Origin of the sequence: Paenibacillus sp. An7 (assembly GCF_009870785.1) — a bacterium.
Lineage (GTDB): Bacteria > Bacillota > Bacilli > Paenibacillales > Paenibacillaceae > Paenibacillus.
Window position 1 is genome coordinate 276,541 of record NZ_WTWX01000003.1, and the last position, 12,410, is coordinate 288,950.

At 39.5% G+C, this 12,410-nt stretch carries 6 protein-coding genes and 1 pseudogene; 6 read left to right on the top strand and 1 reads right to left on the bottom strand.

Features of this window, described 5'->3' with window-relative positions; all coding sequences use genetic code 11:
* Positions 1-62 precede the first annotated feature (62 nt).
* Together GQY27_RS06510 and GQY27_RS06515 are read left to right on the top strand one after the other, a co-directional pair.
* Entirely contained in the window at positions 63-404 is a 342-nt protein-coding gene (locus tag GQY27_RS06510) for a hypothetical protein (protein WP_160032731.1), read from the top strand.
* 494 nt (positions 405-898) lie between these two features.
* The gene (locus GQY27_RS06515) at positions 899-4,462 is read left to right on the top strand and encodes an S-layer homology domain-containing protein (RefSeq protein ID WP_160032732.1); all 3,564 of its coding nucleotides are present in this window, start codon (positions 899-901) and stop codon (positions 4,460-4,462) included.
* Between the two features lie 470 nt (positions 4,463-4,932).
* Here the strand turns inward: GQY27_RS06515 and GQY27_RS06520 are convergent.
* Positions 4,933-6,117 (bottom strand): annotated as a pseudogene (locus GQY27_RS06520) (IS256 family transposase).
* Positions 6,118-6,668: 551 nt separating this feature from the next.
* On the opposite strand from GQY27_RS06520, the gene GQY27_RS06525 reads away from it, so the two are divergent.
* The 4 genes from GQY27_RS06525 to metK all read left to right on the top strand — a co-directional run bounded on the left by GQY27_RS06525 (position 6,669) and on the right by metK (position 12,157).
* The gene (locus GQY27_RS06525; protein WP_160032733.1) at positions 6,669-9,449 is read left to right on the top strand and encodes a hypothetical protein; all 2,781 of its coding nucleotides are present in this window, start codon (positions 6,669-6,671) and stop codon (positions 9,447-9,449) included.
* A gap of 147 nt (positions 9,450-9,596) precedes the next feature.
* Positions 9,597-10,124, top strand: coding sequence for a hypothetical protein (locus GQY27_RS06530; RefSeq protein ID WP_160032734.1), 528 nt, complete (start codon positions 9,597-9,599; stop codon positions 10,122-10,124).
* 315 nt (positions 10,125-10,439) lie between these two features.
* Complete coding sequence (locus GQY27_RS06535; protein ID WP_160032735.1) at positions 10,440-10,718, top strand: alpha/beta-type small acid-soluble spore protein; 279 nt, start codon at positions 10,440-10,442, stop codon at positions 10,716-10,718.
* 236 nt (positions 10,719-10,954) lie between these two features.
* A complete protein-coding gene (gene metK / locus GQY27_RS06540) occupies positions 10,955-12,157 on the top strand; it encodes a methionine adenosyltransferase (RefSeq protein WP_160032736.1) in 1,203 nt (400 codons plus the stop codon).
* Positions 12,158-12,410: the final 253 nt, after the last annotated feature.

Sequence of the window (12,410 nt, forward strand, 5' to 3'; positions counted from 1 at the left end):
TTAATAGATTATGAGATACAATAACGGAAAATACACATTTTTCTAAAGGGTGAAATTATCTAATGAAACCGATTTATTCAAAGGCACAACTTGGTTATATGAAAACGAAGACACAATTCGAGAAACAAGCTGCTATTTTGGAAATGGAAATTGAGAAAACGAAGAAAACTAGAGAAATTACGCAAGAGGTTATGGAAGACCTTGTTATGAAGACAGGTTTCCACGATGCATATAATAATTTGGTTGCTTCCGAGAATGAACTTATCGATTGGTCCCATGTAACGATTAAACACGAGAAAACATACAAAGAGAATAAGGAGCCCATCGAACAAATGTATGCGAACCTGAATACAGATCCTCAGATGAGAGCTCGTATTATTGATCTGGCAATGAAGATTAAGTAATAAGGAAACGAAGAAGATACCCATTGGTGTCTTCTTTTTTTGTTCTGTTTTCTCAGAAAGAAAGAATATTATAGAAAAAAATGATTTTGCATGATATAAAATAGAAAATTATGGTTATGTATTGTTTAGTTCAATACACGCACTAAATCCTTGTTATATGCTGATTCTATTCAAATATAAAGTTTGGTTTCCACTATTTTTAAATTAATGAAATTTTTTTTGCAGAACTCGCAACTTTTTTGAAACTACTGCGTTTAAGATGTATAGCCGAAAACAATGAGGAAGAAAAATGAATTTAATGGAGAAAATTGTCTATTAATTAGAAAAATTTTCTTTACGGCTTGATTACCACATTGTATAATACGAAAGGTAGTATTAGGTAACTACTCTATTTTTCTTTATACTTGGTTTAATTTACAAGTTTCTGTGAAATTTCACAGACATCATTTTATATTGAATACTTGCTCTAACTCTGGGAAGGGGGTGTAACAAATATGAGTACCACGAGCAACCCAATAACTAGCAACAGCAATTATAAAAATAAAAAAACTAATCATGTGATGATTTCAGGAGGAGAAAAAAAGTTTATGAAGAAAATTTTATCCGTGGCTTTGTCTACAGCAATGGCATTCTCAATGTTTGCATCTGTAGCATTCGGTCAAGCAGGTCTTACTGATGTAAATGCACAATACAGTTATTTGAAAGATAAAGGTATTTTCTCTGGATTCCCAGACGGTCAAGCTCACCTTGATAGACAAATGACTCGCGCTGAGTTCGCGAAAGTAATCACAAAAACACTGGGTCTGAAAGAGATCAATGGCGTTTACTCTTTCAAAGACAAAAACTACGGTCCTAAACACTGGGCAGCTCCTTTCGTAGAAGCTGTATCCGCTGCAGGTATTATGGAAGGTAAAAACACAACTAAGAAAATCTTTGACCTTTCTGGTCCTGTATCTGTTCAAGAAATGGCAACTGTACTTGTACGTGCGCTTGATCTTGAAATCCCAACTGAACTTAACAACTCTGCATCTACATGGGCTAAAGGTTATGTTCAAGCAGCAATCAACGCTGGTTTGGTAGATGCGAAAGCTAACTTCCAATCTAATGCTGATCGTGCTCTTCTCGTAGGCGCTGCTTACGCTGTTGATCAAGAAGTAACTCTTCAAGTTAAAGATTCTAAAGTTATTGACTCCACAACAGTTGAAGTAACGATGACAGATGGAACAGTTCTCAAACTACCTGTTAAAGAACTCGTACCTAACACTGAAACTGTAGTTGAATTCAAATATCTAGACAGAGACTTCTCAACAAAAGTAACTTATGTAGTAACTTCAGCTACTAAAGTTGATAAGGTATCTGCTACTAACCTTAAAGAAATTTTAGTAACATTTGATGGCACCGTGAAAGAAGAAGAAGCTGAAAAGATCACTAACTACAAACTAGATGATACTATTTTGAATGCAGCATCTTCTGCTAAGATTCAAGAAGATGGTAAATCTGTATTGATTAGCTTGAATACAGACGGTCCATTCACATTGACTAATCAAAAAGTTCACAAGTTGACTGTAAGTAACTTTACTGGTATTGCTTCTGCATCATTCGATTTCTCAGCATTAGATGTTACTGTTCCTGAAGTTAGTGGTGTTGAAGTCCTTGGTAACAAGGTAATCAATGTGAAATTTAGCGAACCTGTAACAAAAGCATCTGCTGAAAATCGCATCAACTACAAAATTGATGGATATGTAGCAAACGGTGAAATTGCTCTATCTAAAGACGGTAGAACAGCTACTATTACTCTTTACAGTCGTCTTTCTTCTGGGTCACATAAGATTTCCGTGGCTGGAGTTCAGGACTATGCTAAGATGACAATTATCAATTACTTAGACAAAGAATTGACAGTGCTTGAAGATGTAAAAGCGCCTGAATCTTTCACTATCGTGTCCGCAACATTGGATGCAGTAACTGTTAAATTCAATGAAGCCGTAGATCAAGATACTGTGAAGAATACTAACATCTACTGGTCTGATAATGCTGGAACTACTAAATATGGTTCAGCTTCCGTTAGTCCTGATGATTCAACATTCACAACTTACACAATCGAATTTAACACTAAACTACCAGCAAGAGAAACTACTCTCTACGTTGAGTCTGTAAGTGACTTGTTCGGTAACTCTGCTTCGAAATTGAGTTCTGTTGTTAATGCTACAGTAGATACAGTTCGTCCTGAAATCCTATCTTTAGGTGCTTATACAGATGCGAATGGTAACTATGATACTAACTCATCAAGTAAGTTTGATATTAAATTCAACAAAGCAATTGATGCTGCTCAATTCTCACCAGCAAACAGTAACAATCTAGTAGTTAAGAACTCAGATGGTGACATCGTTGCAGTTGCTAATGGTGCTGTTAAAAAAGCGAATGCAACTAACACATTGACTGTTTCACTATCTAACGTTCTTACTGAAGGAAAAACTTATTCAGTAGCAGTTGCAAACGTGGTTGATACTACAGCATTGAGTAATAAAATCATTCCACAGACGTTTACTGTTAAGGTTCCTGAAGTAACTGCTCCAACAGTTACTAATGTGGCTGTAACTGATGTTGCTGAAGGTACTAAGATTCAAGTTGTGTATTCTAACGCTATGACTTTGGATGGTGAATACTCAATTCTTAAATCAGATCGTTACATGATCAAAGTGGGCAGTGGCGCGAGCGCTGCATGGCAGTTGCTTCCTACAGGAACAACATTCCAACCTACTTATGATAGCAAAGCAGTAATCATTACTATACCAAATGATGCTAAGATTAATGGCGCTGTAGTAACGGCTGCTAGTATTACTGGAGTTAAAGCTACTTTAGTGGCTGATCGTACTGGCAATAAACTATCTGGTTTGACTGATGAAATTCTTACAGGTAGTAGTAAGTGGGGAGCTGTAACAGCTAACATTATCGATGCTGATGTAAAAGCAACAGCTACGAATAAAGTTAAAGTTGTGTTTGATCGTCCGCTACAAGTAGTTTATGCTTCAGACTTCCTAGTTAACGGTACTGCAGCTACAGCAGCTTCTTATGAAACTGTTAATGGCAAAGGTGTAGTGACTCTTACAGTAGCTACGTTAAATCCTGCTGTAGTAGCAACTCTAACTACTAAAGCTCAAGCAGATATCAGATCATTAGATGTACTTGGTAACAAGATTGAAACAAGAAGTTCAGCAATTACTATTCAAGATGGAATTGCTCCGTCTCTAGTAGCTACTACACCTGTTATCGCAACAGCTGGAGATACTATTGAAGTTCGTTTCGACGAGAATCTTTCTACATCACTTACACCTGCTCAAGTTGCAGGAAACTTTATTATCAAAACAGGTTTGAATCAAACAACGGTTCTAACACCTGGAGTAGATTATAGTGCAGTTGTTAGTGGTTCAAAAGTTGTAATCACGTTGTTGACTCCTCAATCCAATCTTCAAAAAGTAACTGTAGCAACGAATGATAATGCAGTCTATATCTTTGATGAAAAAGCATATGTTCTTGGTGGTAATTCATATACTAATGCTAACAAAATCAAATTTGCTGCTACTTCAGTTACAAATGTTAATTTGATTGATACTGAAGCAGCTGCTGGAGCAAACGCTGCAGCTAAAGTAACTGCAGCAACAAACGCTGTAGATACAGCTGTAGCTACTCCAACACAAGGTAACGTGGATGCAGCTCAAGCATTAATTAATGCTTTACCAGAAGGTGAAACAAAAGAAGATTTGCAAACACGTCTGAATGTTGTTAAAGGGGCAGTTCAAGCAGCTAAAGCTTTAGCTGATGCAAAGGACGCAGCTAATGTCAAGATTTCTGAGGCTAGTGAATTAGCTGATGAAGCTGTTGTTGGTACTGACCCTGGTGAGTATGACGCAGCTGACATCTTGACTTTCACAAAAGCAATTGCTACAGCTAAAACTGCTGTAACAGATGCTACTACAGTACTTGCAGTTACTAATGCTGTAGGCGCACTTGAAACTGCTACAAGTACTTTCGTAGAATCAGCAGTACCATCAGCTCTATAATAATTACCTCTTTATAAAAATGATCAACCGTTCTCGGTTGATCATTTTTTTTTATAACTAAGAATAACTGATAAACTCAGTTTATCTAAACATAGAGATTATCTGTTTCTTTAAATATTGCCACGGTACTAGCTTTTATGAAAGAGGGAATCGTTGATTTAGGAAAGTTATAGTCATGAATTCGAGTATCATTTCTTATGATTCAGCAACTATAAAATTATTATTAATTAATGTTTATCCATATTATTGTCAGTTGTAGCATTTTTTATACGTGTAATTATGACAACAATGCAAATAATACTCTTGCAAGTACATCATGCAGGAGGCATACATTATACTGAATATAAGATAAATTTAATTAAAGCCATTAATAATCTCTTCATAACCTGTTTTCTATAGCGCTAAAAAACCGAAGGTAGCGTCAAGAATTTTGTGTAAATGAAAATATCCTCTTCTTGTAGAAAGTAGTACTAGTCTTTTGTGGAGAACATCGCCAGTAGTTCAGATCGGGCTTGATCAAAGCCAATATGACAGCGAGTAGCAAATCGCTGGTTGTAGCCTTCAAACTGCGACACCAAGAACTTTTCTAATGCTTCTTCATGTGGAAATTACTCTTTTCGCTTTGTGTATTTTTTAATCTGTTTGTTAAATGATTCAATGAGATTTGTAGAATAGATGCTCCTCCAAATCGGCTTAGGAAAGCTGTAGAACGTAAAAATATAAGGGTTTTCTCGTAGAGATTTCACCACTCTTGGGTATGCTGATTTCCATTTGTCACAGAAGGTTTCGAGTGCAGCTCTTCCCGATTGTTCATCTTCTGCTCGGTACACTGCTTTGAAATCATTACAGATGCTTGCACGATCAGAAACACGTACTTTATGCGCAATATTACGAGCGACATGAACACAGCAAGATTGGTACTTGGCATGAGGATATACTTGCTGAATTGCATCTACAATGCCTTGTAAACCATCTGAAATAAAGAGCAGAACTTCTTATGTTCCCCGAGCTTTTATATCTTGCAACAATTCATTCCAAAGGTAAGCTGATTCCGTAGGAGCGATGGTATAGGCTAAGACTTCTTTTGAACCGTCTTCTCGGATACCAACTGCTAGATGTACCGCTTCCTTAGAGACCGTCTCACGTTTAACAGCAATGTATGTAGCATCGATATAGACGCAAACATAGCGATCCAGGGGCCTTTTCGTGAATGCTTCTACTTGCTGGGACATGATTTGAGTCATATTTGATACGGTTTGTGATGAGTAATGATGACCGTACATTTTTTCAATGAGATCCGCAATTTCCGTCATTGTTATTCCCTTTTGAAACATGTGAATGACAAAGGATTCGAGCGTGTCATTTGAACGCTTATATGGAGCTACGGTCTGCTGTTTAAACTCCCCATTGCGATCTCGAGGAATGGTAAGCAGGAGGTCACCAAACTCCGTGTGTACTGTACGTGTGTAAGAACCGTTACGAGAATTCCCCGAATTCACTCCGATACGGTCATACTTTTCGTAGTCAAGAAATGCGGTTAATTCGGTTTCTAACAAGTGATTCATTGCCATCTCTAAATGCTTACGAAAAATTTCTGTTACATCCTGTTTCGTAACTAGTGCTTGGACTAAATCTGTTGTTGTAAAATGATTCATAGGGAAGACCTCTCTTTGAATTGGTGTGTGGTAACTCAATTCTACAAGAAAAGGTCTTCCTTTTTCTATTTACACAAAGTATTTTACGCTCTCTTTTGTTTTTTATAAGTAACAATTGTTTGCAAATTAGTAAATTTTAAATTATACATTAGCTCAAATACTGTCATGGAGTATGGGCTATTTCTATTTCAAGGTGGAAATCAAAGATATAAATTGCTACAAAGAAGTAGCATCTAACCATTCAAACCACTACAATGAGAAGTAGAATTGAAACATCTGCCTTTGCCATATTGGCAGCCTAAACGCGAGCATCGCCCACCTAAGGAAGCCAAGAAATCGGCACACACTCCTCCTCTAAGAAGAGATTACATACTGAATGGCTGGCGGAAAGCCGGTAAGATGTTGTTTTTCAATATTCAATTTATCGAAATAATCTTTTTTAAAACGGAAAACAAATAAAGTCTGTCGCTATAGGATTATACTTGTAACTTTCTTGCTATTACTCGCGTCTATATAGTAACTTCATAAAATGTGAACTTTGGAGGTACTACGTGAATCATAAATATAATCAAAAAGCTTTATTAATGATCGCTGCTGCAGCTCTCATTCTTGGACAAGGCACCTCAGTAGGTGCTGAACCCGAAGAAACAAGATCAATACAAACCCTCCAAGATCTACAATCGAACAGTAAGCAGGCACTTACTTCTATCTTGCAAAATGCTTCCATATCTACTCCATCGGAAGTACTATACAATGGACAGGGAGCTCGAACACAAATATTCGGCGCAGGTTCGAATATAGAATCTAATCTTCAAGTCGGCGCTGCTTCAACAGGTAACACTACTTCCAAGACAACTACTAACAAGAAAACCTCAACTACTCAGAGCACCCAATCCACTACGACAAAAACAAACAAAACCCTACATACTCTGTCTAGCCTAAAATCAGTCAAATTAACCTCAAAAAGCGTAGTGAAATTAACCGACCTCAATGTACTTACACAAGAAGACGGCAAGACCATCTCATATACCCTCACCTATCAGAACAATGACAGCAAGAATCTCATGCTCATCGACTACTGGACAAAGGTAAAAACAAAAGGCGGGACGCTGTATTCCCCTAACCTGATTACACGTGATAAGGAGAAGAAAAGTGTTGCTGCAGGTTCTACTCTTGATGTGACATATATCGTAAAAGTAGGAAAGAACGTGAACGTTAGCGATCTTTTATTTCAAATCGTGAAGTGGGATTTCAGTAAGCCAAATTATGAAAGCAACCTGGGACACTTCAATGTGCCGGCATCCTATACCCTATCTACACCTATCAATAAGTCAAAATCTATTCGACTAGGAGACACCCCTGTTAAAGTCAAGGTAACCAAACTAGCAGTACATCCCGTGAATGAATATAACTATGCAGAAGTGACGGTGAATCTGCATAATGTCGGTTACAAAATGCTAGAGAATCCAACAGCGAAATGGGTGCTGAGAACAGCAGGTGGAAGTAATTATCCGCTTATAGCGGAAACGGTAAGTACCGAAGCGGCACCTTTTAACATTCAGCCACAGGAGAACAAGACGATAAAACTGAACGCAACCATTCCTATTGCTGTAAAACTGACAGGAGCAGAGTTAGTACTCGTGGAGGAAGAAGGCGAGGCGAAGACGGTACTGCCTCTAGCCACATTAGAACTGCCTAAAGCAAGTACAACGAAGATCGTTGCGACGGCTCCTTTTAAGGCAAGGGAAGTCGATGTGGACGGTCAAAAACTGCAAACCACGCTTGAAGGAGCAACAGTGAACCAAAGTTATGACAAGAACGATCTATCCATTCGTTTTCATTTGCAAAATACAGGGAAGCAGACGATCACTGTACCTAAGTATGAGTTCGTACTGCTGAGTGGAACGGGCAAATCTTATCCCATTACGACAAAGGCACTTGAGAATGTGACCCTGAAACCGGATGAAGAGAAGACAATTAAGCTGGATATCTCGGTATCCTATGCCGTTGCCCAAGGTGCACTTAAACTGCAAATGAATGTACCTAAAGATCCGGAGAAAAAAGAACCATCTTTTAGCTACCCAGCAGGGGTCTACATCTTACCTACACCATCATCGTTACAGAATACATTAGGATCAGAAACAATCGTGAAAAGTGATAATGGCACGTATGGAGTGACCTGGTCATCTATTCAACGCTTGCCTTGGACAGACGGAGATCTTTTGTCTGCGAAGCTGACCTTGAAGAATACTTCGGTCAAAACGCTGCGCCTTCCTGAACTGCAGGGAGCTTTTACAGTGGATTCCGCAAAAGACACGACAAGTACCAAGCTGATTAAAAGCCAGGCCGCATCCTTGCTCGGTCCAGGTCAGTCAATAGATCTATATCTATTAACGAAAGTACCGACATCTTTAGATATTGCGCAGCTACAAGTATCTTTAGAAGAGAAGGTAGGAGAAGAATCTTTTGAATGGCTGAAGCTGACGAATATTGGGGCCATTCCTGACGTTCCGAAGATTGAAAAAAATAAAGAATTTACTCTCACTACGCTCGGTAAAAAAGTAGAAGTAAAAACCAGAAAAACGGTAGTGTACCCCGGTACGAGTACGGACCTTGTGTATACCGAGCTTGAAGTGACGAATCTCGAAAACCGCCAGACGGAGTTATCTCAGCTTAGCGGGTATTATCAGTCTTCAAGCGGGCTTTATTTTAAAACAAACGTGAAACAAATTGAATATCCAGCAGGTCCCGAAGATAAGAGTATTGTGACCATGTGGGCGAAAATCCCGAAACGTGTCACTGTCTCAGATATGAGACTGATTGTCGGAGAGGGTGTAACGGAAGATAAACTGACTTCCATCAAGGAAGAGCCTACGGGTTATGTTAATGCGGCATCACTCGAAATTGCACCAGAACAGCTCACTGCGCTCACGAAGATTGATCAAGTGGAGCTGTACCCTTATCAGATCAAAACACACACATTTGATGCTTATTTATCTGGCGGAAGCAGCGTAGCGGTTGAATGGTATTATACGTTAACTGTAGATGATGCATACGATCTGCCGGAAAGTGAACATAAGCTCATTGTGGAAATTACAGATGCGACTGGGCGTGTATTCGCGAAGGAACTGGTACCTGCAACAGATCTTAAGATTGGTACGAATCAGCTGCTTTCTTGGGCTATTGATGATCGGGTATTCGAAGATCGCAGAGGAGGAACCTATCAAATCTCAATCTATGATCTATTCCAAGGTGAAAAGTATAAAATAGCAGGTCAATCGATGTACTATAATCCAAACCGAATTCCGGTGGAACTGCCAACAGGTGAGTAGTTTACAAACAACAAACTTTAACTGAAGATAAAGATCGATACAAATGATTATATTAATTTGGTAACTTTTTCTTGTGAACTAGCTTGATACCCTCTATCATTAGAGTTACAGAAACAAAGGTGAAAGATTTGAAGGAGGAAGAACATCATGAAACGCATGTGGAAAGTAGGAATGGCAACCATTGCCGTAGGCGGAGGTATATGGATTGGTTCGATTATGAATATCTCAGCTGAAGGTGCATCTGTTCTATCCCAGCCAGGTACAGCCGATGACCCTGTCGTTACGAAGAGTTATGTAGATCAAGCGATTAAAAATGCAGGACAAGGCAGCGGAGGAAGCACAAATACGGCTCCTTCAGTCCCTTCTACACCAAATACAAGCACACCAAGTACAAGTGCTGGAGATGAACTCAAGATCGTGGTCGTGAAACCAGGACAGCGTCTGATTGCCGGTGCAGGTACTGAGTTTATTGTCCGCAGCGGTAAAGCAGTGATCTACTCTGCAGACAGCAACGGTGTGGCAGATCTAACTCAAGGTGCAGACCTTGGTAATGGAACAGCGATTACAAATAACCACTTATTATCCTTCCCTCGTGAAGGTCGCGGAATTGAAGTCGTGCAAGGGAATAAGTATAACCTAACCGTAATGGTTCGCGGATCTTATAAGCTTCAGTAGTAATCAAGCAGCACTTATAAAAAGGATGTTCTCCCTAATCATCATTAGTATGCGATGTTTCGCTTCATTTTATATATGGAGCGGAACATTTTTTTATTTTCATAAATTGTTCCTCATTATTAGAAAAATCATTCCTTATTTCACCTTATATATAGGAAGAGATTTTTTTGCATTATATGTATCCCCCTGTAGATTTATACTTCAAAGTCCGATTCACTTCATTTTCCCAAAAGTAACAATACTTCACCAGTCTATATTCATCCCAATTGCAGACACTATACCTGCAAGAGGATAAGCAGGAGGTGCAATCATAACATGCCAAGAAATAATCAAAAGCTTGTCCCGGAGAGCCGCCAGATGCTGGATCAGATGAAATATGAGATCGCCGCAGAGTTCGGCATCCAAGTAGGTGGATATACCGGTAAAGATCTGAATGCAGAGTTTGGCGATGAACTGGGATCAATGAGTGGCAGTAGCCGCTCTTACTCCGGATGGGGACATCTGACTTCCCGTGAGAATGGCTCGATTGGTGGAGAAATGACAAAACGATTGGTTCGTTCTGCAGAGCTACTTGCAGCCGGATACAAACTGTGAGGTGAATAAATGATGAGCAGACTCAATAAAATCACCAAAAAAGTTCAGAAATTTTTTAAAAAATTATGGAAATAATCACGTTTGTCATTGATTGACACCGATTGACAAATACGTTAATATGTCGTATGAGGATGTATTGCAACCTTTTCCGTTTCGGGAAAGGTTCATTTTTTGTATAGGATAAAACTGTTAGCATATACCATACAAATCCATATACGTGGGAGGTTGAAACTACTATGTCTGTTAAAGGGCGCCACTTATTCACTTCTGAGTCCGTAACTGAAGGACATCCAGATAAAATTTGTGACCAAATTTCCGACGCCGTTCTTGATGCGTTTCTTGAAGCTGATCCCAATGCGCGTGTTGCATGTGAAGTATCTGTAGCAACGGGACTCGTACTTGTCATCGGAGAAATCAGCTCCTCTGCTGATTATATCGATATTCCGGCAATCGTGCGTAATACGGTAAAAGAAATCGGCTATACTCGTGCAAAATATGGTTTCGACTATCAAACGTCTGCAGTATTAACATCGCTGAACGAGCAATCGAAAGATATCGCGCAAGGCGTTAACGCAGCACTTGAGAATCGTGATCCAGATCAAATGGATAAAGAGACTGAAAATATTGGTGCAGGGGATCAAGGGCTCATGTTCGGTTTTGCAACCAATGAGACTGAAGAACTGATGCCGCTTCCGATTGCTTTGTCTCACCGAATTGCTCGTCGTTTGGCTGAAGTACGTAAGAATGGTACGCTTGAATACCTTCGTCCCGATGGTAAAACACAAGTTACGATAGAATATGATGGGGACAAGCCTGTTCGTGTAGATACGATCGTTGTATCCACACAGCATGCGGAAGAAATCACACTTGAGCAAATTCAAGCTGACATTAAAGAGAAGGTTATCCTTCCTGTAGTACCAGCTAATCTGCTTGATGATGAAACCAAGTACTTCATCAACCCAACAGGTCGTTTCGTTATCGGTGGACCTCAAGGTGATGCAGGTCTTACAGGACGTAAAATTATTGTAGATACGTATGGCGGTTATGCTCGTCATGGCGGCGGTGCTTTCTCCGGTAAGGATCCTACAAAAGTGGACCGTTCTGCAGCGTATGCAGCACGTTATGTGGCTAAAAACCTTGTAGCTGCTGGACTTGCAGACAAAGTAGAAATTCAGCTTGCTTACGCAATTGGGGTAGCAAACCCAGTATCGATCAATGTCGATACATACGGCACTGGTAAAGTTAGTGATGAAAAGCTTGTAGAACTTATTCGCAATAACTTTGATCTTCGCCCAGCGGGTATCATTCGCATGTTAGACCTGCGTCGTCCGATTTACAAACAAACGGCTGCTTACGGACATTTTGGCCGTACCGATTTGGATGTACCTTGGGAACGCGTTGACAAAGTGGAAGCTTTGCAATCTGGGGCAGGCATTTAATAGATCAGAACTTCATTCTATGAAGTTTTTACACATCAAACCTTCGATGATAGTTATCATCGAAGGTTTTTTGATGTTCCGCTTTATTTTTCTCGAGGGAAGATGCCGTATATCCTTCTCCTGGAGAACGAGGATCATAACAAGGGATAAACAAACTCATGAATCTTCAAAAAGGGCGTAACTTTTTCCATTTTTTGCAGTCTATTAAGTAGAGGATAAAAATGTCTTCAGCTCCGTACTCTCCTTACGAGTA

What these genes read in the sequence shown, in the direction of transcription:
- GQY27_RS06515 (WP_160032732.1), top strand. Translation starts at nt 899, where the DNA reads ATGAGTACCACGAGCAACCCAATAACTAGCAACAGCAATTATAAAAAT.
- GQY27_RS06535 (WP_160032735.1), top strand. Translation starts at nt 10,440, where the DNA reads ATGCCAAGAAATAATCAAAAGCTTGTCCCGGAGAGCCGCCAGATGCTG.
- GQY27_RS06510 (WP_160032731.1), top strand. Translation starts at nt 63, where the DNA reads ATGAAACCGATTTATTCAAAGGCACAACTTGGTTATATGAAAACGAAG.
- metK (WP_160032736.1), top strand. Translation starts at nt 10,955, where the DNA reads ATGTCTGTTAAAGGGCGCCACTTATTCACTTCTGAGTCCGTAACTGAA.
- GQY27_RS06530 (WP_160032734.1), top strand. Translation starts at nt 9,597, where the DNA reads ATGAAACGCATGTGGAAAGTAGGAATGGCAACCATTGCCGTAGGCGGA.